Origin of the sequence: Sphingobium sp. DEHP117, from assembly GCF_030867385.1 — a bacterium.
Lineage (GTDB): Bacteria > Pseudomonadota > Alphaproteobacteria > Sphingomonadales > Sphingomonadaceae > Sphingobium.
In genome coordinates this window covers 178,856-203,287 of the sequence record NZ_JAPFBJ010000001.1, presented here as the reverse complement: position 1 = coordinate 203,287, position 24,432 = coordinate 178,856, and the positions used below count along the sequence as shown (strand labels likewise).

The following is a 24,432-nucleotide window of genomic DNA, read 5'->3' as shown; positions in this document are numbered from 1 at the left end:
TTCGGTTTCGACTGACCGTACTTGACTTATAGTGCCAGCGCACGGACACAGGCGGGCATTATGCAGAGCGACAATCACGCCGAAGCGCCTGTCCTGTTTTTCGACTCCGGCGTAGGGGGTCTGTCCATCCTTGCCCCCGCGCGTGAATTGCTTCCCCGCATGCCCGTCATCTATGCGGCGGACCGGGCCGGTTATCCCTATGGCACCAAGAGCGAGGCAGAAATTGCCGCGCGCGTGCCCGCGCTGCTCGGCCGACTGGTGGAGCGCTATCGCCCGCGCATCGCCGTCATCGCCTGCAACACGGCATCAACCATCGCGCTCGCAGCTGTGCGCGCCGCGCTGGACATTCCGGTGGTGGGAACCGTGCCCGCCATCAAACCCGCCGCGCTGTCCTCCAAAACCCGCGTCATCGGCGTGCTGGGCACAGAGGCGACCGTGCGGCAACCCTATGTCGATCGCCTGGCGGCCGAACATGGCGCGGACTGCACGATCCTGCGCCACGGCAGCGCCGCACTTGTTGCGCTGGCGGAAGCGAAGCTGCGCGGGCAGCCGCTCGATCCAGAGGTCGCGCGCACCGCGCTGCTCGGCCTGATCGAGCAGCCGGACGGGGAGCGGATGGACAGCGTGGTGCTCGCCTGCACCCATTTCCCGCTGGTCCAACAGGAGCTTGAGCAGGCGGCGAGGACGCTCGGTACTCGCCCCCTCGCCTTCCTGCACGGTGGCGAAGGCATCGCGCGCCGGATAGCCTATCTGAATGGCGATCTGCCGTGGCCGGAAACACCCGCGCCCGGCATCGCCGTGTTCACGGGATCAGACCCCGATATCGCCGAGCTCAGATCCGCACTTAAGTCTTATGGCTTGACGCAGATCAATGCCCTATAATGGGATGATATTTAGTTGCGAGCCATTATCGCTGGAAAAGCAATACACTCCGCGCTAAGGGGCGGCTTTGGGGCGACATGCGGCAAATAGGGTCGGCGGCGCGAGCATGACGAATTACAAGCATATCTTTTCTCAGGCGATCGAGCGGCTCCATGCGGAAGGCCGCTACCGCGTGTTCATCGACATTTTGCGCAACAAGGGTGCATACCCCAATGCGCGCTGTTTCCACGGGCATAACGGCCCCAAGCCGATAACGGTCTGGTGCTCCAACGATTACCTAGCCATGGGCCAGCACCCAAAGGTCGTTGCCGCGATGGAAGAGGCGCTGCACGATGTCGGCGCCGGATCGGGCGGCACCCGCAATATCGGCGGCAACACTCATTACCATGTCGATCTGGAGGCCGAGCTCGCCGATCTCCACGGCAAGGAAAGCGCGCTGCTCTTCACATCGGGCTATGTCTCCAACGAGGCGACGCTGGCGACGCTGGCGAAGCTGCTGCCCGGCTGCATCGTCTTTTCCGATGAGCTCAACCACGCGAGCATGATCGCGGGCATCCGCAACTCCGGCTGCGAAAAGCGCGTGTTCCGCCACAACGACGTCGCGCATCTGCGCGAGTTGCTGGAGGCGGAGGACGCGGACGCGCCCAAGCTGATCGCATTCGAGAGCGTCTATTCTATGGACGGCGATGTCGCGCCGATTGCCGCCTTCTGCGATCTGGCGGACGAGTTCAACGCCCTCACCTATTGCGATGAGGTCCACGCTGTCGGCATGTATGGCGCGCGCGGCGGCGGCATCACCGAGCGGGACGAGGTGGCGAACCGCGTAACGATCATCGAAGGCACGCTCGGCAAGGCGTTCGGCGTGATGGGCGGCTACATCGCGGCAGATCGGATGATCGTCGACTGCATCCGCTCCTACGCGCCGGGTTTCATTTTCACGACCTCGCTCTCGCCGGTGCTGGTGGCCGGAGTGCTGGCTTCTGTGCGGCACCTGAAGCAATCCAGCGTCGAGCGCGAGGGGCAACAGGCCGCCGCCGCCACGCTGAAGCGCCTGATGGCGGAGGCTGGGCTGCCGGTCATGGCGTCCGTCACGCATATCGTGCCACTGATGGTGGGTGATCCGGTCAAAGCCAAGAAGATCAGCGACATATTGCTGGCCGAATATGGCGTCTATGTGCAGCCGATCAACTATCCCACCGTGCCGCGCGGTACGGAGCGCCTGCGCTTCACCCCCGGCCCGGCGCACAGCGAGGCGATGATGCGCGAACTGGTCGCTGCGCTGGTCGAGATCTGGAGCCGGGACGAGCTGGAGCTGCAAAAAGCCGCTTGAGTCAGCGCTCAGGTTTTGGCGGTACGCTCAACGGCTCATAAACCTCGCCAGCATCGGAACCATTAAGCCTTGCCTCCTATTATGGAGGTATGAGGCGGACTTCATTTCATGGCCGAAAGTGGCGCAGGCGCACCGCGCCACGTCGGGGATCACGCGGGGCCAAACCCTATCTCATCCTTATGGCTGCGGGCATCATCGGCACTCTGGCGGGCATCGGCTCGACCCTCGACCATCGCGGCTGGCGGGCCATGGCGGCACCGCGTTACGATGCGGTGGTATCGGGCTGCGATGTTGTCGACGGTGACACGCTGAGGTGCGGCGGAGAGCGCATCCGCCTCGTCGGGATCGATGCGCCCGAAATGCCGGGCCATTGCCGCCCGGGGCGTGACTGCGCGCCGGGCGACCCTTATGCAGCCACTGCCACCCTCTCCGCCATGGTACGCGCGAGCATGCCGATCGAGCGCTACGGCGAGGACAAATATGGCCGCACCATCGCGGCGCTCGAAGGCGCGAACGGCGACCTCTCGTGCGCCCAGTTGCGCGGCGGCAGCGCGATCTACAAGCCGCAATGGGACGACGCGCTGCATGTTGCCCGGACCTGCCCGGATGTCATTGCCTAGGTGATGCGCCGGGCCACCGCATAGCGCGAGCCGATAGTATCGCGGGTCGGTTCAGCCAAGGCGCGGACCGGCCACTGCAAGAGCCGATCACCCGTCGGCACCAGCGCATGAAATTCCGCACCCAGCGCATCGTAAAACGCTGGATGCCGCACATCCAGCCCGCCGGTCAGCGCACCGAAGGCGGGGAGCACGAGCTTGGTCTCGCTGGCCAGAAAACAGCGCCGCCGGATCGACCTGCCGCGGTGGTGCAGCTGAACCTTGGGGTGGAAATGGCCGCTGATCTCCGGCTCTGAGTGTCGGGGGACCGCCTCGTGCCTCAGCCATATCCGGTCCACGCACATGTCGCCGGTCACCTCGCCAAAGGGCGGCGCGGCGGCATGGTCGTGATTGCCGGTGACCCAGGTCCACCGCCGCCCATCCGCGCATTGCCTCAGCAGCGCGAGCGCCCTGGCCTCCAGATCCGCCGCGCCATCGGCATCGTGAAAACTGTCCCCCAGGCACAGCACATGCCGCGCGTCGGTCTGCCGGATCAGTTCACAGATGCGCAGCGCCGTCTCATAGCTGTCATACGGCGGCAGGAACTGACCCGCAGAGGCGAAGAAGCGCGCCTTGCCGAGGTGAAGATCGGCCAGCAACAGCGCGCTCTCCGCCGGCCACCACAGTGCGCCGCACGGCGAAAGCCGCAATTCCCGCCCATGGAACAAAAACGGAACCATCGCCTCCCTATGCCGATGCACCGGCCGCCTTTCAAGCAGTTTGCGCATCGTTGCGGCGGGTCGTTTCGCCGGTATCGGCGATCATCGCTTCCAGCTCCGCGATCAGCGCATCCTCCGCCTCGCCTCCGGCAACACGCTCACGCCCAATGATGACGAGCGCGGGGACGGACAAGGGCGAAACCCTCGGCAGGTCCGCATGCAGCATCGTCTCCCGCGCGCGTTCCAGCAGCCGCTTCAACCGCGCGACCTCCACCAGCCGGGTAGAGGCGTCGTCCCACGCCGCGCGCAGCAATATGTGATCCGGCTCATGCTTTTGCAGCACGTCATAGATCAGGTCGGTCGAGAACGTGACCTGCTTGCCGTTCTTGCGACGACCGGGATGCTGCCGCTCGACCAAACCGCTGATCACCGCAACCTCGCGAAACGCGCGCTTCAGCAGATAGGATTGCTCCACCCATTGCGTCAGCTCATCGTCAATCACCTCGGGGTCGAGCAGAAAGCCGGGGTCGGAGATCGGCATGAGGCCATAAGCGGCAAGGCTATAGTCGTTCGCCACGAACCCCAGCGGCTTCATCTTCGCCTTTTCCATGCGCTGGGTGATGAGCATGCCGAGCGACTGATGCGCGTTCCACCCCTCGAAGCCGTGGATGACGATATGGTGCAGCCCATGATGCGGAAACGTCTCGACCAGCAGTTGATCCGGCGCCGGTATCACCGAAAACCTTGCCTGCGCCGCCAGCCACTCTTTCACATCCTTGGGCAAACGCGCGTGCTCCGCGCGGTCCCTCAGCAACGCCCGCACCCGGTCCGACAGGCTGGTGGTCAGCGCCATGCGCGCGCCGGTATAGCTCGGGATCAGCGCAGACTTGCGACTGGCGCGCACGATCAGGTCCGTATCACGGATCGACTCCACTTCGAGGTCCAGCCCGGAAAAGCGAAAGGTATCCCCGGGCCGAAGCGACGAGCCAAAGCCTTCCTCCAGCTGGCCCAATGTCCGCCCATTGCGAAAGCGGACCTTGAGCATCGGCGCCTCGACGATGATCCCCGCATTCATCCGATATTGCGCCACGAAGCGCGGCAGGCTGACGCGCCACAGTCCGTCCGCGTCTTTGCGCAGGCGCTGAAAGCGGTCATAGTGCGACAGCGCATAGCCGCCGTTGGCAACGAAGTTCAGTACCTTGTGGAACTGCGCGTGGTCAAGCTCGCGGTACGGCCGCGCGCTCGCAACCTCGGCAAAAAGGTCGTCGGCGTCGAACGGCGCGGCGCAGGCCATCGCCATGATATGCTGGGCCAGCACGTCGAGTGCGCCGGGCCGCCAGAACTCGGCATCGAGCACGCCCTCCTCGATCGCGTCGAGCGCCGCCCGCGCCTCCAGATATTCAAAGCGATTGCCGGGGATGAGAAAGGCTTTGCTCGGCGTATCGGCGCGGTGGTTGGACCGGCCGATACGCTGCAGCAGCCGCGCGGTCCCCTTGGGCGCGCCCATCTGGATGACAAGGTCGACATCGCCCCAGTCGACGCCCAGATCAAGCGCGGACGTGCACACCAGCGCGCGCAGCCGCCCTTCCGCGATCCCCGCCTCCGCCCGCTGCCGCACCTCAAGCGACAACGATCCGTGAAAGATGCCGATGGGCAGATTCTCCGTGTTGATCGCCCACAGTTCCTGCAACGTCAGCTCGGCCAGCGCGCGCGTGTTGCAAAAGACGAGCGTCAGGCGATGCTGGCGGATCGCTTCCATCACCTCGGCTGCGGCATAGCGGGCGCTGTGGCCGGACCAGGGAATGCGCCCCTCCGGCGAGAGGATGTGGATCTCCGGCGGCGCCATCTCCGCGCCGGTGACAAGCGCGACATCGCCCGCCGTACTCCGACGCGAAAGCCACTCCTGATAAGGCGTAGCATCCGCAATGGTGGCGGACAGGGCCGCGCGCCGGTGCGCAGGCGCCAGCCTTGCCAGCCGCGCGAGGCACAGCGCCAGCAAGTCCCCCCGCTTGTTGTGCGCAAAGGCGTGCACCTCGTCGATCACGACGCGCTTCAGCGACGGGAAAAGATGAAAGCTGTCCGGATGGCTGAGCAACAGCGACAGCGACTCCGGTGTGGTAAGCAAGATCTGCGGCGGCTTCTTCCTTTGCCGCGCCTTCACCGCAAAGCTCGTGTCGCCCGTACGCGTCTCGATGCTGATCGGCAGCCCCATCTCTCCGATCGGCCCGACGAGATTGCGCTCGATATCGTTGGTGAGCGCCTTCAAGGGCGACACATAGAGCGTATGCAGCCCGTCAAACCCGCCATCCGCCAGATCGGCAAGGGAGGGGAGAAATCCGGCGAGCGTCTTGCCCGATCCGGTTGCGGAGGCAAGCAGCGCATCCCTGCCCGCTCCGTCAGCCTCCAGCATCGCCAGCTGATGCGCGCGCGGCGCCCAGCCCTTGCCCGCGAACCACGCCTCTATCGCGGCAGGCAAAAGGGAACTATCGCTCATCTCGACCATATAGGCATAACGATGGCTAACAACAGCTGGATCCAGGCTTCGCGTCGGGGCATCTATATCACGCCGGGCGACTTCTGGATCGACCCCAATTTCTCCGCCCCGCGCGCGCTCATCACCCACGGCCATGCCGACCATGCCCGCTCCGGGCACGGCGCCGTGATGGCGACACGCGAGACGCTGCGGATCATGGAGGCGCGATACGGCATCGGCTGGGAGGAGCAGCCGGTGGCCTATGGCGAGACGGTGCGGATCGGAGAGGTTGAGGTGCGCTTCGTGCCCGCCGGGCATATCCTCGGCTCGGCGCAGATCGTGGTCGATTATCAGGGTCAGCGCGTCGTTTTTTCCGGCGACTACAAACGCCGTGCCGACCCCACCTGCGCCCCGTTCGAGGTCGTACCCTGTGACATCTTCGTCACCGAGGCGACCTTCGCCCTCCCCGTCTTCCGCCATCCGCCGGTCGAGCACGAAATCCGCAAACTCTTGGACGCGCTGGACGATGAAGACGTCGGCTCGGTGCTGGTCGGCGCATATTCGCTCGGCAAGGCTCAGCGCGTGATCATGGAGCTGCGCGCCGCAGGCCACCTCGCCCCAATCTATTATCATGGCGCGATGGCAAAGCTCTGCGCGCTTTATAAGGAAATGGGGCTGGACTTGGGCGATATCCGCCCGGTCGCGGGCACCGACCGCAAGCTGATGGCCAAGCACATCATCATTGCACCGCCGTCGGCGCTCAATGATCGCTGGTCGCGCAATCTGCCCGACCCGCTCACCGCCATGGCCTCGGGCTGGATGGGCATCCGCCAGCGCGCCCGCCAACGGACGGTCGAGCTGCCGCTCGTCATCTCCGACCATGCCGACTGGGACGAGCTGACCCGCACCATCGAGGAGGTCAACCCGCGCGAGCTGTGGATCACCCACGGACGCGACGATGCGCTGATGCGCTGGTGCGAGCTGGGCCAGCGCAAGGCGCGCCCGCTCGACATCGGCGGGCGCGACGAGGAAGATTAGGGTCAGAGCCTGCTAGGTACAGGGCCGTGGCTTGAGCTGAAAAGGCCCGGAACGCGAAATGAACGAGGAGAATAGTGGTGCTATTTAACGAGAGAGTGACAAAGTTCTGGGCCTTTTCAGCCAAGTCCTTCGGATGGCTCGCTGCGGGCGATCTACTTCGTCGAACCGCTCAACCGGGGAACATGCCCCGCTTTTCGCGGTCCTCATCGTATATCATCCCGCAGCGAGCCACCACGGCTCCTGTGCCTAGCGGGTTCTGACCCTGGATGGAGCAGTTTGCGTCGCTCATCGACCGCCTGATCTACACCCGCTCGCGCAACAGCAAGATCGCGCTGATCGCCGATTATCTGCGCACCACGCCGGACCCGGATCGTGGCTGGGCGCTCGCGGCGCTCACCGACGGGCTGGATTTCCCTGCGGTCAAATCCTCCACCATCCGTAACCTATTGATGGAGCGGGTCGATCCGGTGCTCTATGCGCTCAGCCGCGACTTCGTCGGCGATACGGCGGAAACCGCGAGCCTGCTCTGGCCCGATTACGGCACGCCGAAGAATCCGCCCACGGTGGCGGAAGCTGTCGCCCGGCTCGATGCCATGACCCGCGCGACCGCGAAGCGCGAACTGGCAGGCTTATTCGACCAGCTCGACACCAATGGCCGTTACGCCCTCATCAAGCTCGCCACCGGGGCGATGAGGATCGGCATTTCATCGCGTCTCGCCAAGGTCGCCTTCGCGCAGGCGTTCGACAAGTCCGTAGATGATGTAGAGGAATATTGGCACGGCCAGCGTGCGCCCTACGGCCCGCTGTTCGATTGGGCGGAAGGCCGCGCGCCCCCACCCAGCCATGAGGATGTGCCGCTGTTCCGGCCCTTCATGCTGGCCCACCCGCTCGAAAATCTTGACATCGATCTCACCGATTATGCCGCCGAGTGGAAATGGGATGGCATCCGCGTGCAGCTCGTCCATGTGGCGGGCCAGACGCGCGTCTATTCGCGCTCGGGAGACGATATCTCAGGCACATTCCCGGAAGTCGCCGCCTCACTGTCGATCCCGGCCGTCCTGGATGGCGAACTGCTGGTGCGCGGCACCCATCAGGGCGGCGAAGAGGGCGGCGCGGCGAGCTTCAACGCGCTGCAACAGCGGCTGGGGCGCAAGACGGTCTCAAAGGCGATGCTGGCTGACTATCCGGCCTTTGTGCGACTCTACGACATATTGATCGAGCGCGACGAGGATCTTCGCCCACTGAGCTGGGACCAGCGGCGTGAGCGGCTGGAGCAGTTTGCCCGCGCGCTCGACCCGCGCCACTTCGATGTCTCGCCCGTCATCGCCGCCACGCATATCGACGAGCTCACCGTAATCCGGGCGGAAGCGCGGGATAACGCCATTGAGGGCGTGATGCTGAAACGGCGCGACAGCCCCTATGTCGCCGGGCGCCGCACCGGGCTGTGGTATAAATGGAAGCGCGATCCGTTGCTCGTGGATTGCGTGCTGATGTATGCGCAGCGAGGCAGCGGCAAACGCTCGTCCTTCTTTTCGGACTATACCTTCGGCTGCTGGAACGGCGACCCCGATCAGGGCGCGGAGCTGCTGCCCGTGGGCAAAGCCTATTTCGGCTTCACCGACGAGGAGCTGAAATGGCTCGACAAATATATCCGGGCGCACACCACCGCGCGCTTCGGCCCTGTAGTAGAGACCGACAAGAGCCTCGTCTTCGAGGTAGCGTTCGATTCGGTGCACGAGAGCAAGCGCCACAAGTCCGGCCTTGCCATGCGCTTCCCCCGCATCAACCGCATCCGGACGGACAAGCCCGCGCACGAGGCAGACCGCATAGACACGCTGCGGGCGTTGATCGCCGACTGAGAGCGGCAGTTCTCGACACACGCCGGCCACGACATCTGGGAAGTTCCTGCACCATATAAAGATGGTAAACTATAGTTTAATTCAACAAAATACCCGATAACAGAATTTGAATATTCACAGTTAATTCTGAATAAACCATATAAACTATTGGTTCAGTGGGTTCAATATTGATTAACACTCGCCAAACTATACATTCTATCAGTAGCCTTTGTATTTCGATTTTAAGACTTTTTTAATTCGACTGCCAATATTCACGTCATCGAGCGTTCCCGATCGCACGAACGCCCTTTTCATGGGGAATGTATATGGCAACAGCAACAGTTACCGGCGGCAACAATGTCTCGCTAAGCCTATCGGGCGCGGACCTTGTCACCGCAAAGAACGCGCTGGCGGCGCTTTCCAGCCAGTTCGCCTCGTCCAAGGTACAGAGCATTCCTCTGTTCCCGTCCTCGCCCACCGTGCTCGACGTGTACAACGTCGACAGCCGCTATACGCATAATGTGACTGCGACACCTGATCTCGATGCGATCGTGGTGACGGGCAACGAAGGCACCAAGATCACCGGCAACGCGAGCGTCCAATTGATCGCAGGCGGACGCGGTGCCGACACCATCAACGCGGCAGGCGCCGCCAATGTCACGATCACCGGCGGCGGTGGCGGCGACATCATCCAGCTCAACAGCGCGGGCCAGGCTGGCGGCGATGCGTATATCTCGCTGGCCTCGGGCAACGACACCGTTCGCATGTGGGGCGGCAACGCCACCATCACCGGCTCACGCGTCGGAGACGAGATCGAGCTCAACGGCGGCACCAACAATATCGTCGTCGACAAGAGCGCGAGCTTCGACATCAACGGCGGCAACAACACCATCGTCACCGGCGGCGGCAAGTTCACCGTCACCGGCTCCGGCCATGATGACATCACCGTCACTGGCCGCTCGGTCGAGATCGACAAGCATGGCCCGGCCACGCTCGACCTCACGCTCAACTCGACGGTCGGCGGCAGCTACGACCTCAAGGGTGACATGACGATCCACCAGCTGGGTGCCGGCCACCACAGCCTCGATCTCAATGGCAACGACACCGTCTATCTGGGCGCGGGCAACGTCGACATCACCAACGTGCGCGGCACCACGGTGTACGGCGGCAGCGGCAAGCTCAACTTCGAGGGCGGCGGCTCGGGTAACGACTCGATCATGGCGGGCAGCGGCTCGGCGACGATCCTGGGCGGCGGCGGCTTCGATACCATCATCGGCGGCTCCGGCGCGATGAAGGCGGACGGCGGCGAGGGCAGGGATCTGCTCATCGGCGGCAGCTTCAAGGATACGCTCACCGGCGGCTCCGGCGCTGACAAGTTCCGCTTCGTCAACTCCGGCGGCCCGTCGAGCGCCACCCATGTCATCACCGACTTCCAGCACGGCCTCGACAAGATCGACCTGTCCGGCGGCGGATATACGCTGGCCGACATCAGCTCGGCGACGATCAAGGCCGGTTCCACGGTCCTCAAGCTGTCCGATGGCACGCAGATCACGCTCAAGAACTTCACGAGCCTCACCGCCTCGGATTTCTCCTGATCGTCTGATCGCCTGTGAAAAGCCCGGCGCCGCCGCCGGGCTTTTTTATGAGGACTGAATGCCCGTTTTAGACCCTGAACACTCCAGACCGAAGCCGACGGCGCCCCACAAGGCGCCGTCCTCGCTGTCTTCAGCAATGGCGGCAGCAAACGAGGCCATTGCCGACGGCAGGCTCGCAGACGCGCTGCGCATGGCGGACCGGGCATGGCGTCTCTCGCCCCGCTCGCCCATTGTATGCCAGCTGCTGATGGCGCTGCTGCTGGCCGACGGCAATGCGGACCGCGCGCTTGAGGTGTTCGCGGCGCTCGACCAGCCCACGGCCACGGCGGACCTTGCTGCCGCCCATGTCGATGCGCTGCGGCTTGCCGGAAAGTTCACGGATGCACGCGCAGCGCTGGAGCACTATCTCGCCCTGTTCGCGGTCGAGCCGGAAAGCGCGCTCGCGCGAGCGGCCTCGGCTCTGGTGGCGGAGCAGCCGGGCTGGAGCTGGGTCGGCGTAACCCCTGATTTCGCGCTGACGGCTGAGCCTGTGGATGCCCTCGCTGCCGTTCGACCCGCAGAAGGCCTCGAACTGGGTGACGAGACGGTGATCGGGCGTCGCGTCGCCTTCCCGCCCCACTTCGGTCTCACTGGCTCAGTCACCGTACAAAGCTCCCGTATCAACGGCACGGTGCGCCTTGGCTGGCTGCCGCCCTCCGTCCCCCCACAACTTTTCGTCGAGGACAGGGGCAAACAGCGCCCGGTAGAGCTGGAGGCGGACGATGCAGCGCCCGGCACCTGGCGCTTTGCGCTGCCTGCCAATCTGCTGGCAAAACTCACAGGTCGCCAGATCGGCCTCTCCGTCCAGCTGCCCGACGGCACGCGCACGCCGCTGCCCGGCTCGCCCATCAGCCTCGGCACGGCCAAGCCCTATCGCGCGCCGAAGTCTGCCGTGCCCAACCGCGCCACATCCGCTGGCGTCGCCGTCGTCATCCCGGTCTATCGTGGTGCCGAGGAAACCCGCGCGTGTATCGCCAGCGTGTTGGACACGGTTCCGCCGGGCACGCCGGTCGTCATCGTCAATGACGCCAGCCCCGAGGCGGCCATCACGGCGCTGGTCGAGCGACTGAAGGCTGACCCCCGCCTCACCGTCATCGAGAATGCCACCAATCTCGGCTTTCCCGGTGCGGCCAATATCGGGATGGCCGCCCAGCCCGATCATGACATCGTGCTGCTCAATGCCGACACCATGGTGTTTCCCGGCTGGCTCGAGCGGCTGTGCGCCCACGCGGCGGCGGACCGCACCATCGCCACCGTCACGCCACTCTCCAACGCAGGCTCCATCGCCAGCTATCCCGGCGGCGAGGAAAGCGCCTGCGCGCCGGAGACCGCTCGCCTGCGCGATGCGGTCGCAGCGTCGGCCAATGCAGGGCGTCATGTCGAGGTACCCACCGGCGTCGGCTTCTGCATGTTCGTGCGCCGTGCCTGCCTCGATCAGGTCGGCGCGTTCGACGAAGACCTGTTCGGCCGCGGCTATGGCGAGGAGAATGACCTCTGCATGCGCGCTGCGGCACATGGCTGGAAGCATGTGATCGCGGGCGATGTCTATGTGCTCCACCGCAATGGAACTTCGTTCGGCACCACCCGCAATGGCTGGATGGCGCGGAATGAAGCGGTTCTCGGCCAGCGTCACCCGACCTATCAGGCGCTGGTCGAGACCTGTCACAAGGCACAGCCGCTCGCACCGCTGCGGCGGGCGATCGACATCGCCCTGCTGCGGGAAGACGCGCGCCCCATCGCGCTGCTGGTGTCGCTGGCGCTGGCCGGCGGAGTACAGCGCCATGTCGAGGCGCGAATGGCGGCGCTCAAACGCCAGGGCTATCGCCCCCTCCTGCTGCGGCCCGATGCCCAGAGCGGCGCAGCAAAGCTGACCGAGCCCGACAGCCCGGACCTGCAGGATCTCGCCTATCGCGCGGACGAGGCCGAGGCCTTTGGCGCGCTGCTCGCCACCCTCCCCGTGGGCCATGTCGAGCTGCACCACTTCCTGGGTCTGGATGCGGCCTTTGTCGATGCCTGCCTCGCGCTCGATGCCCCGGCAGACATCTTTCTCCACGATTACAGCTGGTATTGCCCTCGCCTCAGCCTGCTCGGCGCCAACGGCAGCTATTGCGGCGAGCCGGGCGCGGCCGCGTGCCAAAGCTGCATCGCGCAAAACGGTTCGGAGCTGCACGACAGCCTCGACCCTGAAACCCTGCGGGCGCGCAGTACCCAATGGCTAAGCCATGCACGCAATGTCTTCGCCCCGTGCGAGGATGTCGCGCGGCGGTATGCGCGCATGTTCCCGGAAACGCGCATCCAGCTCGCGCTGTGGGAGGATCAGCCTGCCACCCCCTGCCCGATCGCCGATCCCGTGCCCAACCGCATCGCCATCCTCGGCGCGGTCGGCGAGCAAAAGGGGCGTGCGGTGCTGCTCGCCTGCGCCCGCCATGCCGCGCTGCATAACCTGCCGCTGGAGTTCGTGCTGATCGGCTTTGCCGACGAGGAAGACGCACTGCTCGCCACCGGAAAGGTCTTCATCACCGGCCGTTATGACGACGCCGAGCTGCCCGAGCTGCTCCGCCGCGAAGCGCCTGCCGCCATTTTCCTGCCGTCGGTCACGCCCGAGACATGGAGCTACTCTCTGAGCCACGCGATGGCGACCGGCCTGCCCATCCTCGCCTTCGACACCGGCGCGATTGCCGAGCGGCTGGGCCACAGCGCGCACCCCCACCAGCTGCTGCCCCTCGGCTCCGCCCCGGCGCAGATCACCGAAGCGCTGGTGGCGCTGCAACAGCAACCCGCCACGTCAGATACCCTCCCCACACCACCACGGACCACCACCACCCACCCCGTCCCCCTCCACGCTCCAGAAGGTTCGATCATGCGCGATCCCGGCACCGCCCTCAGTTCCACCGCCGAATTCCTGACGCTCGCCCGCGGCATCTATCATTTTTCGGTGATGCCCGGTGGCGGCCAGACGGCGGCACAGTCGCCAATGCTGCCCGCATTGCAGATCCTCGTCGCGCCGGGGCAGAGCAGCACCGCCGTGGAACATGTCTCGGCGCAGGGATCGGAGCATCACTGGCTGCGCAGCGCGAAGGACAGCATGATCCTCAAGGTCAATGACGAGATGGCGAAGGTGGTGGTGATGTCGCTCACCGCGCCGGGCCTCGCCCCGCTGCATATCGACGTGCGCAAGCTCGATGGCGAGCATGGCGCAACCGCCTTCGCGCAGGAGGCAGCGCCTGCTCCGCAAGCAATCACGCCGGGCAAGCCGCCAGTCGCCCCGGCAGACGCCATGCTTCTGCGCGCGCAGATCGTCGCGCATGTCGAATATGTCGGCGATGTCATCGGTATGGATCAGACATGGGTCGGCACGCCCGATGCGACGCGCGCGATCGAATGCCTGACGGTCACGCCGATGACCGGCATCTCGCCCTCCGCCATCGAGTACAAGACGCTTTCGGCCACCGGCGCGGAAACGCCGTGGACCGATCAGGGCCGCCCCTGCGGCTCGCGCGGACGGGCAACGCCGTTGCTGGGGTTTGCTATCCGCCAAAAGCCAGATGCCGACGCCCGTTTCAGCTGCGCCTATTCCGGGCGGTTCGCCTCCGGGCGCATCGTCGGGCCGATGAGCGATGGCGCGCTGTGCGTCAGCCCGCTCGCCAATGACCGGCTCGTGGGCCTGTGGCTCAACGTCGTCGATCATGCCGCCTCGCCCGCCCGGATTTCCATGAGCATCGACACGATCCGGGGCGATCTGCGCACGCTTGGCAATGCCGCACCCTCAGGGCCGCGCTTCAGCCCTTTCCGCGAAAACGCCGCCTGATCCGCCCCACTCCAGAAGTTCAAGGACAACCCCGTGCAACCCATAATCCTCAACGCCGGCTGCGGCCGGTCCGGGCCGGAGCGACTGCCCCCGATGTTCGGCAGCTGGCGGCACATGCGCGTCGATATCGATCCCGCCGCCCAGCCCGATGTCGTGGCGGACATAACCGACCTATCTCCCTTCAACGACGATTTTGCCGATGCGCTGTGGACCTCGCACTGCGTCGAGCATCTGTTCCAGCACCAGGTGCGCACGGCGCTGGCCGAGTTCCTGCGCGTGCTGAAGCCCGATGGCTTTGCCGTCATCCTCGTTCCCGATATCCAGATCATCGCGCGCTATGTGGCGGAGGACAGGCTGCACGAAGTCCTCTACGAATCCCCCGCGGGGCCGATCACCGCGCATGACATTTTGTTCGGCCACAGTGAATCCATCGAGCAGGGCAACCTGCACATGGCGCACAAGACCGCCTTCACGCCGAGCAGCATCATCGCAGCCATGCAGGACGCAGGCTTTGCCGATATCGCGATCCGGCGGAGGCCGGGGCTGGAGCTTGCCTGCGTCGGCCGCAAGACCGCCCACGCCGATCCCAGTCACATGGGCAGCCTGCTCGACGCGATGGCGCTATGATCTATCTCTTCATCCACCAGAATTTTCCGGGGCAGTACAAGCACCTCATCCGGCATCTGGCGGATGACCCGGACAACACCGTCTATTTCATTTCCCAGCCCAATCCCAACTGGATGCAGGGCGTCATCAAGCTCGTTTATTACCCTGATCTTAATGCGCCGATCCAGTGCCACCGCTACACCGTCGACTTCGAGGTCGCGGTGCGCCACGGCGAGGCGGTGGCGAAATCGCTCGGCATGTTGAGGGCACAGGGCGTCACGCCAGACATCATTATCGGCCATAGCGGCTGGGGCGAAACCCTCTTCGTCAAGGATGTCTATCCCGACACGCCGCTCTTGAGCTATTTCGAGTTCTTCTATCATCATGCGGGTGTCGATGCGGACTTCGACCCCGAATTTCCCGGCGGGCAGGACGACGCCGGGCGGCTCCGTATGCGCAATGCCGTCAACCTGCTCAGCTTCGAATCGACCGACTGGGGCAATGCGCCCACGCAATGGCAGCGCAGCCTCTATCCCCCGGAAATGCGCGGGCGCATCAGCGTGCTGCATGAGGGGATCGATACCGACGCGATCAAGCCCAATCCTGACGCCTGGCTCCAGATCGACCGGGCCAAGTTGCGCCTCTCCGCGCAAGACGAAGTCATCACCTACGTCGCCCGCAATCTGGAGCCCTATCGCGGCTTCCACAGCTTCATGCGTGCAATCCCGGAAATTCAGCGCTTGAGGCCCAACGCGCATATCCTTGTGATAGGCGGGGACGAGGTGAGCTACGGCGCGGCGCTGCCCTCCGGCCAGACCTATCGCCAGAGGATGCTGACCGAACTTCGGGGCCGCATCGACCTCAGCCGGGTCCATTTCCTCGGCCAGCTACCCTATGATACTTACTTGAGCGTCCTCCAGATTTCCTCGGCGCACATCTATCTCACCTATCCGTTCGTACTGTCCTGGTCGTTCCTGGAGGCGATGGCCGCAGGCTGCGTGATGATCGGGTCCGCCACCGCGCCGGTGCAGGAGGTGATCCGCGACGGCGAAAACGGCCTGCTGGTCGATTTCTTCTCGGCCGGCCATCTCGCGGAAACGGTCGACGCGGCGCTTTCGGACCGGCAACGGATGCGCACGATCCGCGAGAATGCGCGCCGCACGGTGGTCGAAAATTATGATCTCAAGACCTGCGCCCTGCCCCGCTGGCAAAACCTGATCGCCGATCTCGTCATGGGTCGCCGGCCCGTTCTGGACGATGCTCAACCCAAGACGAAAATCCTCCCGCAAAAACCTGTCAAGCAGTCCCTCGGCCTTACCCCTCGCGAGGGTGTGCGTCGCAAGGCTGCCCTGGGAAAACTCGAGGTTTCGCGCCATTGCGTTCCGATGATGAACGAGATTGGCTAAGGGGAATTAACCTCAAACCCCAAGACTTTCCTAATTCCACTTCTCTAGAACCACAGCGAACACGTCTTGCACGGAATCGCACGCTCGAAGTCCCGGTCCGGCGAACAAGAGATAGGTTTGATGAAGCTGAACTGCGGTTATTTCCTCAGCGCGTTTGTCCATGTCGCGGCCCGCACGGGAATCGAGACGACCGAGGACGAATTGCGGCGATCCTATGCGCTCGTTGACGCGGACGTGCCGCTCGACACTGTCGTCGGCATGGCGCGCGAGCTGGGAATAGAGCTGCGCCCGCTCCAGATCGAGTGGGCATCCATCACCCAGTTGCAGGGCGCGTTCCCGGCGATGCTGGGCCTGCGTGACGGCAGCTTCCTGATCCTCGAAGGCCTGGTCGAAGATACGCCGCAGGGGCCGATCCTGTTGGCGCGCGATGCCGAGGCCGGGCCGGACTCCGTCGACATCGCGCTCGATCAACAGCGGTTCGAGCGGCTCTGCACCGGCGAGGTAATCCTCGCCAAACGTCATTATAAGCTCACAGACAGCGTGCAGCCATTCAGCATGCGGTGGATCGTCTCGCAACTGCTGCTCGAACGGACGCTGCTGCGCGATATCGGCCTTGCGTCCATCATCACCACCGTCTTCTCGCTGTTCCCGCCGATCCTCTCGATGATCGTGCTCGACCGGGTGATGGTCAACCACAGCTACTCGACCTTGACCGTGATGTGCGGCGCGGTGGTGCTCCTCATCGTGTTCGAGATGATCGCGGGATACTCCCGGCGCCTCTATATGGAGGTGATGGCGACGCGCATCGACGGGCGCCTGAGCCTCTATCTGCTGGACCGGATGCTCAACCTCCCGCTCGACTTTTTCGAGCGCAACCCCACCGGCCTCATCCAGTCCAAGTTAGCCAAGATCTACCAGATCCGCAGCTTCCTCACCGGCAAGCTGCTGCAGACCGCGCTTGATCTCGTGGTGGTGGCGATCGTGGTGCCGATCCTGTTCGTGCTCAACTGGGCGCTCACGCTGACGGTGCTCAGCCTCGCCTGCGTGCTCGCCTTCATCGTCTATCATTATGCAGAGGTCATCGGCCGACGTTTCAAGGCGGTCGTCGCGGCCGAGCAGCGCAAGAACACCCATCTGGTCGAGAGCATCTACGGCATCAAGACCATCAAGTCGCTCGCGCTGGAGGGGCGCAGGCGCGGCGAGTGGGACGCGCGCGTCGCCCAGTCCGTCGATGCGCGCTATGAGCTGGGGCGCACTGCCAACATCCCGCAGACGCTCTCCCTGCCGTTCGAGCGGCTGATCTTCTCCGGCACCTTCCTGCTCGGCGCCTATCTCACGCTGGTCGATCCGGCGAGTTTTCAGGCAGGCTCGCTGATGGCGTTCATCATGCTCGGCAACCGCGCCACCCAGCCGATCATCCAGCTCGCGCAGCTGATGCAGGATTATGGCGAGATCAAGGAAGCGGTCGCCGAGGTCGGCTCGGTGGTCAACGCCCAGCCGGAGCTGACCCGTATCGGCACCGGCCTGCGCCAGCCGATCTCCGGCAACATCTCCTTCTCGGACGTCAGCTTCCGCTATGCCCCCGGCGCGCCGCAGGCACTGGACGGCGTGAGCTTCGAGGCGCGCTCCGGCACCTTCCTCGGCGTGATGGGGCGCTCAGGCTCGGGCAAGACGACGATCACCCGCCTGCTTCAGGGCCTCAACAACCAGTATGAGGGCATCATCAAGATCGACGGCATGGACCTGCGCGAGATCGACCTTCAGCACCTGCGCACCTGCATCGGCGTGGTGGGGCAGGAGAATTTCCTGTTCAGCGGCACGATCCGCGAGAATATCGGCATCGCCAAGCCGCATGCCACCTTCTCGGAGATCGTGCGCGTCGCCCAGCTCGCCGGGGCGGAGGAGTTCATCGAGCGCCTGCCGCAGGGCTATGACACCCTGCTTACCGAAGGCGCGGCGAACCTCTCGGGCGGCCAGCGCCAGCGGCTCGCCATCGCCCGCGCGCTGATCCTCGATCCGCCGATCCTGATCCTGGACGAGGCAACCTCGGCGCTCGACGCGGAATCCGAGGCCATCATCAACGCCAACCTGATGCGCATCGCGCAAGGGCGCACGATCATCTGCGTGTCACACCGGCTCGCCATGCTTGTCGATGCAGACAAGATCCTGGTGCTCGAGAAGGGGCGCCTGGACGCCATCGGCTCCCACCACGAGCTGCTGCAGGGCAACGAGATCTATCAGCACATGTGGCACACGCAAAACCGCTCAATTGAGGTGACGAATTTTGACCGCATCGCGATCCCTCATCATCAGTAATACGGGCGGCGGAGCCAATGCGGTCGCGGTTTTCCAGTCGGAAACGCAGGCCGTGCTGGCGCGCACCCTGCCCAACCGCTCGTTCAGCTTCATGTATGTGCTGTCGGGCATGCTGCTGCTGTCCATCCTTCTGATGGCGGTAGTGCCGCTCGATCGCGTCGTTGAAAGCTCGGGCAAGATCGTGCCGCTGGAAGGCTCGCTGTTCGTCCAGCCGCTCGACCGCTCGATCGTCAAGGAAATCAAGGTCCGCGAGGGCGATGTCGTGCGCAAGGGCCAGATCCTCGCCACCCTCGATCCCACTTTCGCCAAGGCCAATCTGGAGCAATATGAGATGCGCGGCGTCGCCAACCGGGCGATGGTCGAGCGGCTGCAGGCGGAGGTCGACGGGCGCGCCTATAGCCCCTCCCGGCGGGACGCGGACTCGGACCTGCAGATGAGCATCTACAACCAGCGGCAGGCAGAGCTGCGCCAGTCACTCACCGATTTCGACGCGCGCATCATGGCGCTCAAGACCTCGGAAGGGCGCGCCAGCACCAATGCCGGCAACTACAGCCAGCAGCTCGCCATCGCCACGCGGATCAGGGACATGCGCTCCGAGCTCGAGGCGAAAGGCTTCGGCTCCAAGCTAAACACCATGATCGCGACGTCGGACCGCACGGCGGTCGAGCGGCAGATGAAGGAAAGCCAGCACGAGGCAGCCCAGATCCGCAGCGAGATCGCCGCCCTGCGCGCCCAGCGCGAAGCCTATGTCAGCAAATGGCGCAACGACGCGGGGCTTCAGCTCGCCACCGCGCGGCGTCAGCTCAATGACGACAAGGGCGAAGCCACCAAGGCGCGCAAGTTCAGCGATTTCGTAAACCTCGTAGCGCCCGAGGACGGCGTCGTGCTCGATATCGGCGAGGCGTCGATCGGCTCAATCATCGACCCGGGCCAGAGCCAGAAGCCCCTGTTCACGATCACGCCGATCCGCGGCAAGCTGGAAGCGGAGATCGCGGTCAACGCCAAGGATATCGGCTTTATCGAGCGCGGCCAGAAAGTCACGGTCAAGCTCGACGCCTATGATTTCCTCCGCCATGGCACGGCTCAGGGCGTCGTCTCCTCGATCAGCGAGGGCAGCTTCACGCAAGACCGCGACGGCCGCCAGACAGCGCCCTTCTTCAAGGTGCGGGTGCGAATCGAAAACGCCAGGCTCACCAACGTGCCGAGCGACTTCCGTCTCATCCCGGGCATGACGCTGAACGGAGACATACTCGTCGGCAAGCGCACGATCCTTTCCTATCTGCTGAGCGGCGCACAGCGCGCCTCGGTCGAAGCCATGCGGGAGCCGCAATGATGGTGAACCTCAAAGACCTCTTCCTCAAGCGTACCAAGCCGGAGCCGCTGCCGACACCGGCGGATCTCGACGCGGCCTTCGGGCGGCAGGACTTCGCAACCGCGATCACCCTAACCCGCCGCCTCGCAGACGCCGGCAATGTAGACGCGATGTACCGCCTGGGTGAGGTCTATGAGCATGGCCTCGGCGCGCTGCAGGACTTCGCGCAGGCGCTGGAGTGGTATCAACGTGCCGCCGACCTGGACCATGCCGAGGCATGGGCGAAGCTTGGTGACTTCTATCTCGCCGGGCGCGGCCAGCGCGCTGTCGAGGGGGACACTGGCGGCACCCACCGCCTGCTCGGCCTGCTCTCCGTCCAGCCCGACCATGATCAAGCCGCGCACTGGAACCGCAAGGCTGCGGACGCAGGCTTGGCGACGGGTCAGGCGCATCTGGCCTATCAATATGTTTATGGCCTCGGGGTCGAGGCAGACCGCGCGCAGGCGGAGCGACTGTTTCTTGCGGCGGCGGAGCAGGGCAATGTGTTCGCGCAGCGCTGCCTCGGCATGCTCTATGCAGGCGGCGAGGATGCCGAGGCGCGGCCCGACCAGTCCGAGCGCTGGTTCCGCGCGGCGAGCGAGGCGGGCGATGCCGCCGCCTGCATGGCGCTCGCCCTGCTCATCATAGACGGCCACGCGCAACAGGGCAGCGATGCCGACGCCTTCCGCCTGCTCACCCGCGCCGCCGAAGACGGCCAGGTGGAGGCGATGCTCTACTTGGGCAGCCTCTATCGCGATGGCAGAGGCACCGCGCGGGACGTGAGCGCCGCCGAGACATGGTTCCGCCGGGCCAGCGTGCGCGGCAACCGCAACGCAACGCTCTCGCTGGGCTTCCTGCTCACCGAAGCAATGGAACCGCGCGATTATATCTCCGGCGCCAGTGTGTTCCGCGAGGCGGCGGAACAGGGTGACCCCGTCGGGCAGTTTCTGCTCGGCAAGCTCTATCTCGCGGGGCTCGGCGTGCCGCAGGATGACGAGAAGGCGTTGGGCTGGATCAGACAGGCGGCAGAGCAGGATCTGCTGCCCGCGATTGAGGCGCTCGCCGCGCTCACCGCCGGAGGGCGCGGCGTGACAGCTGACCGCGCCACCGCCATCGCCCTGTTCAAGCAAGCCGCCCAAGCTGGCAGCATCGATGCGCCCTATCACATCGCGATGCTGATGCTGGACGCGGGCAACGACACGCCGGAGATTATCACGCTGCTTGAAGACGCTGCCGCGCGCGGCAGCCACGCCGCCTGCATCCAGCTCGGCATCATCCACGCCGGGCGCGAGGACTATGCCGCCGCCGCGCGTCAGTATCACCAGGCCACCGAACTTGGTTCTGCGGACGGCCTGTTCAACCTCGCCTTCCTGCGCCTGCGCGGGCTTGACCCCGCCCCTGCCGACGCCCGCTCCGGCCTGGAGTTGCTGGAGGAAGCTGCGGCACGAGATCACGGCCCTTCCCTCTGGGCGCTGCATAACCTCTATCGCGACGGCGAGTATGTCGCGCGCGACGACGCCAAGGCCGACCATTGGCACAAGCGCGCCATGGCCCTCAGCCCCGCGCCCGCAGACCAGCCCGCCGCCGAAACCCAGCCAGAACTGGAGACTCTCGCCCCATGAACATGGTGACCGACGTGCTGAAGGAATTCAGCTTCGATGACTATATCGCCAGCAACTCCGACCTCGCCGAGTATTTCAGCGGCCGGGATCGTGACGCCGTGTTCAACCACTTCAAGGAATTCGGCATCCTTGAGCGACGCGGCATCCACCTCAATGATTATGTGAACATTGAGTCCGTGCTCTGCTCGGACAAGGGCGACTTCTTCATCACCGGCTGGGCCGATCGCCGCATCTTCGAAACGCTCGAGATCACGGTGCAGGTCGGCTATGTCAAATACCGGTTCCCCCACGCCGCGCCGTGCTGGTACGACCGGGTAGACGTCAACAACGTGCTCGGCGATCATGACCGGCCCTCCGGTTTTCTCGCGCTGCTCAAGGTGGACGAGGCGGAGCCGTTCCTGATCCACTCCGCCCTCACCGTCTTCGTCAACGGCGTGGCGCTTCACCGGCAGAATGCGGCGCGCTGGCTTTCGCCCGAGCGCTTCCTGCAACAGGCGATGGGCGCCTGCGCAATTCTCTCGGATCGGCCGATCGGCGAGACTCTCGGCTCGGCCAAGCGGCTGCACCGCCAGTTCCTGCCGATCTGGCAGCGGGTGATCGACGGGATGACCTTCTCCCGCATCCTCGCGCTCGACACAGAGCGCAAGGTGCGCAGCAGCATCGTCATCACCATCTATCGCAAGGCGGACATGCTGTTGGTGCAATTGTCGGAACTCGCCGAGTTTCTAGAGCGTGCGGCGATCGAGGTGATCGTCGTTTTGAACGAGGTCGACAACGCCGCCACGCTGGCCGAGGAGGTGCTGGCCTTCTGCCAGATCCACCCGATCGCCATCTCGCTCTACAACTGCAGCGGGAATTCGGGCTTTTCCGCAGGCAATAATTTCGGCGCGAGCGTGGCGCGCGGCAATGTGCTCATCTTCATGAACCCGGACGTGTTCCCCCCGCTCGACAATGCCGAAGGCTCGCTCGGCTTTTTGCTGAGCGATCCGGGTGACGGGTTGCACGGCGCGATGCTCTATTATGGCGACGGCCTGCTGATGCACTCGGGCATGTATGTGGTGCAGGATCTGGTGAGCCATGCCAGCACCGGCATTGACCACGCGTTGCGCGTCGAACATTTCGGCAAGGGCCTGACGCTCGATATCGATGCGGACCGGCAGTCGCTCGCGCGGGCGATGGCAGGCGTGCCGCAGCAGATATGCATTCCCAGCGCCGCCCTGTGGAAGATCCGCAAGAAACAATTCGCCAAAATGGGCGGCCTTTCGACCGATTACATCTATGCCTATTACGAAGACGCCGCCTTCGGGCTGGATGCCCTGCAACAAGGCGTGCCGGTGACGATCGACACCAGCGCCCGCTGGATCCACATGGAGGGCGTCGGCAAATCCATGCCCCCGCACGTGCGCAGTTTCATGTGGCTCAACCGCGCGCACTTCTCGGAAACCTATGCCGATACCCCGCACGTCGTCGACACTTTGATGGATCAGTCGCTGCTATGACACTGCCCACTGCCAAACCGAAATACCTCACCGTCGCGCTCTATCACCCCCGCGTGATGAAGGGCGGCGCGCAATATGTCGCCAAGGATCTGCACGACATGGCGGCGGCGGGCGAAGACTTCGATGCCGTGCTGCTCGCCGGGATCGACGGGCGCATGTTCCCGCAATATGTCAAGGTCGGCTCGGTCATCAGCGCGCTGCCGGAAACCGAGAACGAGTATATCCTCGGCGGCTTCAAGTTCGACGATTTCTATCATGTCGTCCACGATCCGCGCCGCAACAAGATGCTCGCGCGCTTTCTGGAAGATCACCAGCCGGATGTGATCCACATCCATCATTCGCTCTGGGTGGGGCTGGAATTCATCGAGCTGTGCCGCAAGGTGCTGCCCAATGTGAAGATCATCTACACGCTGCACGAATATCTGGCCATGTGCTATTCGCAGGGGCAGCTGTTCCGCTATCATGAGCGGGCGATCTGCCATCAGGCCGCGCCCGACCAGTGCGTGAAGTGTTTCCCCGGCCGCTCGGCGGAGGAGTTCACCTTGCGCAAGCGGTTTTTCCAGCGCGCCTTTTCCAAAGTCGATCATTTCGTGTCGCCGTCCGCCTATCTGGCGGAGCGGTTCATCGAATGGGGCATCCCGCGTGACAAGATGTCGGTCATCCCCAACGGCCACCGCACCAGCCGCCCGGCGGGCTGGCAGGCAACTCACAGCGAAAAACTCAATGTTTTCGGTTACTTCGGCCAGTTTGTCGACGCTAAGGGGATAGACGTGCTCCTACAGGCGGCGCGCGTCGCGGCGGAAGGGTCCGACACTCCGGTCGAGGTCAAGATCTTCGGCGGCAACAAGAGCCACGCCAGCCCGGACTATCTTCTCCGCATAGAAAAAGCCCTCGACAACGCCCCCGAAAACCTGCGCGTAACCGAGATGGGCGCCTACTCCCGTGAAAACGTGTTCGAACTCATGAACAGCGTCGACTGGGTGGTCGTGCCCTCGGTCTGGCCTGAAACATTCGGGCTGGTGGTATCCGAAGCATGGGAAGCGCGTCGGCCGATCCTCGCCTCGCGCGCCGGCGGCCTGATCGAGCGGATCGAGCACGGCCGCAACGGCCTCAGCTTCGCACCGGGCAGCGTGTCGGGCCTTTCCCAGCTGATGACGCAATGCATCGGCAACGCCGCCCTGTGGGATTCGATCTCCGCTCAGGTGGAGGATGAAATCTCGCTCGATCTCGCCTGGTCGCGCCATGTCGACCTTGCGCATTCGCTCATGACACCGGCCCAGGCGCGGCCGCAGATCGCGCTCGCCGGATAGGAAG

The 24,432-nt window shown here is 64.5% G+C and carries 16 protein-coding genes; 14 read left to right on the top strand and 2 right to left on the bottom strand.

Going from position 1 to position 24,432, the window contains the following annotated elements; translation table 11 throughout:
- Window positions 1–60 precede the first annotated feature (60 nt).
- The 3 genes from murI to OOT33_RS00970 all read left to right on the top strand — a co-directional run bounded on the left by murI (window position 61) and on the right by OOT33_RS00970 (window position 2,832).
- Complete coding sequence (gene murI, locus OOT33_RS00980) at window positions 61–882, top strand: glutamate racemase (protein WP_307748107.1); 822 nt, start codon at window positions 61–63, stop codon at window positions 880–882.
- Window positions 883–988: 106 nt separating this feature from the next.
- Window positions 989–2,212, top strand: a complete 1,224-nt coding sequence (hemA, locus tag OOT33_RS00975) for a 5-aminolevulinate synthase (RefSeq protein ID WP_307748106.1) — start codon at window positions 989–991, stop codon at window positions 2,210–2,212.
- 89 nt (window positions 2,213–2,301) lie between these two features.
- The gene (locus OOT33_RS00970) at window positions 2,302–2,832 is read left to right on the top strand and encodes a thermonuclease family protein (RefSeq protein ID WP_307748105.1); all 531 of its coding nucleotides are present in this window, start codon (window positions 2,302–2,304) and stop codon (window positions 2,830–2,832) included.
- Here the strand turns inward: OOT33_RS00970 and pdeM are convergent.
- Together pdeM and OOT33_RS00960 are read right to left on the bottom strand one after the other, a co-directional pair.
- Complete coding sequence (gene pdeM, locus OOT33_RS00965; RefSeq protein WP_307748104.1) at window positions 2,829–3,548, bottom strand: ligase-associated DNA damage response endonuclease PdeM; 720 nt, start codon at window positions 3,546–3,548, stop codon at window positions 2,829–2,831. The two genes, OOT33_RS00970 and pdeM, sit on opposite strands and share 4 nt — an antisense overlap.
- Before the next feature lie 31 nt (window positions 3,549–3,579).
- Window positions 3,580–6,021 (bottom strand): ligase-associated DNA damage response DEXH box helicase, encoded by a 2,442-nt coding sequence (locus OOT33_RS00960; RefSeq protein WP_307748103.1) that lies wholly within the window; start codon window positions 6,019–6,021, stop codon window positions 3,580–3,582.
- Window positions 6,022–6,042: 21 nt separating this feature from the next.
- On the opposite strand from OOT33_RS00960, the gene OOT33_RS00955 reads away from it, so the two are divergent.
- From OOT33_RS00955 to OOT33_RS00905, 11 genes are all read left to right on the top strand, one after another.
- Window positions 6,043–7,038 carry a ligase-associated DNA damage response exonuclease gene (locus tag OOT33_RS00955; RefSeq protein ID WP_307748102.1) on the top strand — a complete coding sequence of 332 codons (996 nt, stop codon included), beginning with the start codon at window positions 6,043–6,045 and terminating at the stop codon, window positions 7,036–7,038.
- A 266-nt stretch (window positions 7,039–7,304) separates the two neighbouring features.
- Window positions 7,305–8,897 carry a cisplatin damage response ATP-dependent DNA ligase gene (locus tag OOT33_RS00950; protein WP_307748101.1) on the top strand — a complete coding sequence of 531 codons (1,593 nt, stop codon included), beginning with the start codon at window positions 7,305–7,307 and terminating at the stop codon, window positions 8,895–8,897.
- A 305-nt stretch (window positions 8,898–9,202) separates the two neighbouring features.
- Window positions 9,203–10,471, top strand: coding sequence for a calcium-binding protein (locus OOT33_RS00945; RefSeq protein ID WP_307748099.1), 1,269 nt, complete (start codon window positions 9,203–9,205; stop codon window positions 10,469–10,471).
- A 58-nt stretch (window positions 10,472–10,529) separates the two neighbouring features.
- Window positions 10,530–14,318 carry a glycosyltransferase gene (locus tag OOT33_RS00940; protein WP_307748098.1) on the top strand — a complete coding sequence of 1,263 codons (3,789 nt, stop codon included), beginning with the start codon at window positions 10,530–10,532 and terminating at the stop codon, window positions 14,316–14,318.
- A gap of 33 nt (window positions 14,319–14,351) precedes the next feature.
- Window positions 14,352–14,945 (top strand): methyltransferase domain-containing protein, encoded by a 594-nt coding sequence (locus tag OOT33_RS00935; protein ID WP_307748097.1) that lies wholly within the window; start codon window positions 14,352–14,354, stop codon window positions 14,943–14,945.
- Window positions 14,942–16,330 carry a glycosyltransferase gene (locus OOT33_RS00930; protein ID WP_307748096.1) on the top strand — a complete coding sequence of 463 codons (1,389 nt, stop codon included), beginning with the start codon at window positions 14,942–14,944 and terminating at the stop codon, window positions 16,328–16,330. The genes OOT33_RS00935 and OOT33_RS00930 overlap by 4 nt, the downstream gene beginning before the upstream one ends.
- Before the next feature lie 120 nt (window positions 16,331–16,450).
- Complete coding sequence (locus OOT33_RS00925) at window positions 16,451–18,646, top strand: ABC transporter transmembrane domain-containing protein (protein WP_307748095.1); 2,196 nt, start codon at window positions 16,451–16,453, stop codon at window positions 18,644–18,646.
- A complete protein-coding gene (locus OOT33_RS00920; protein ID WP_307748094.1) occupies window positions 18,615–19,979 on the top strand; it encodes an HlyD family type I secretion periplasmic adaptor subunit in 1,365 nt (454 codons plus the stop codon). Before OOT33_RS00925 ends, OOT33_RS00920 begins: the two co-directional genes overlap by 32 nt.
- Entirely contained in the window at window positions 19,976–21,619 is a 1,644-nt protein-coding gene (locus tag OOT33_RS00915) for a tetratricopeptide repeat protein (protein ID WP_307748093.1), read from the top strand. Before OOT33_RS00920 ends, OOT33_RS00915 begins: the two co-directional genes overlap by 4 nt.
- Complete coding sequence (locus tag OOT33_RS00910; RefSeq protein ID WP_307748092.1) at window positions 21,616–23,118, top strand: glycosyltransferase; 1,503 nt, start codon at window positions 21,616–21,618, stop codon at window positions 23,116–23,118. The genes OOT33_RS00915 and OOT33_RS00910 overlap by 4 nt, the downstream gene beginning before the upstream one ends.
- On the top strand, window positions 23,115–24,428 hold the full coding sequence (locus tag OOT33_RS00905) for a glycosyltransferase (RefSeq protein ID WP_307748091.1): 1,314 nt from the start codon (window positions 23,115–23,117) through the stop codon (window positions 24,426–24,428). The genes OOT33_RS00910 and OOT33_RS00905 overlap by 4 nt, the downstream gene beginning before the upstream one ends.
- The last annotated feature ends 4 nt before the right edge of the window (window positions 24,429–24,432 follow it).

What these genes read in the sequence shown, in the direction of transcription:
- OOT33_RS00945 (WP_307748099.1), top strand. Translation starts at nt 9,203, where the DNA reads ATGGCAACAGCAACAGTTACCGGCGGCAACAATGTCTCGCTAAGCCTA.
- hemA (WP_307748106.1), top strand. Translation starts at nt 989, where the DNA reads ATGACGAATTACAAGCATATCTTTTCTCAGGCGATCGAGCGGCTCCAT.
- OOT33_RS00970 (WP_307748105.1), top strand. Translation starts at nt 2,302, where the DNA reads ATGAGGCGGACTTCATTTCATGGCCGAAAGTGGCGCAGGCGCACCGCG.
- OOT33_RS00940 (WP_307748098.1), top strand. Translation starts at nt 10,530, where the DNA reads ATGCCCGTTTTAGACCCTGAACACTCCAGACCGAAGCCGACGGCGCCC.
- OOT33_RS00950 (WP_307748101.1), top strand. Translation starts at nt 7,305, where the DNA reads ATGGAGCAGTTTGCGTCGCTCATCGACCGCCTGATCTACACCCGCTCG.
- OOT33_RS00910 (WP_307748092.1), top strand. Translation starts at nt 21,616, where the DNA reads ATGAACATGGTGACCGACGTGCTGAAGGAATTCAGCTTCGATGACTAT.
- murI (WP_307748107.1), top strand. Translation starts at nt 61, where the DNA reads ATGCAGAGCGACAATCACGCCGAAGCGCCTGTCCTGTTTTTCGACTCC.
- OOT33_RS00905 (WP_307748091.1), top strand. Translation starts at nt 23,115, where the DNA reads ATGACACTGCCCACTGCCAAACCGAAATACCTCACCGTCGCGCTCTAT.
- OOT33_RS00930 (WP_307748096.1), top strand. Translation starts at nt 14,942, where the DNA reads ATGATCTATCTCTTCATCCACCAGAATTTTCCGGGGCAGTACAAGCAC.
- pdeM (WP_307748104.1), bottom strand. Translation starts at nt 3,548, where the DNA reads ATGGTTCCGTTTTTGTTCCATGGGCGGGAATTGCGGCTTTCGCCGTGC.
- OOT33_RS00915 (WP_307748093.1), top strand. Translation starts at nt 19,976, where the DNA reads ATGATGGTGAACCTCAAAGACCTCTTCCTCAAGCGTACCAAGCCGGAG.
- OOT33_RS00925 (WP_307748095.1), top strand. Translation starts at nt 16,451, where the DNA reads ATGAAGCTGAACTGCGGTTATTTCCTCAGCGCGTTTGTCCATGTCGCG.
- OOT33_RS00960 (WP_307748103.1), bottom strand. Translation starts at nt 6,021, where the DNA reads ATGAGCGATAGTTCCCTTTTGCCTGCCGCGATAGAGGCGTGGTTCGCG.
- OOT33_RS00955 (WP_307748102.1), top strand. Translation starts at nt 6,043, where the DNA reads ATGGCTAACAACAGCTGGATCCAGGCTTCGCGTCGGGGCATCTATATC.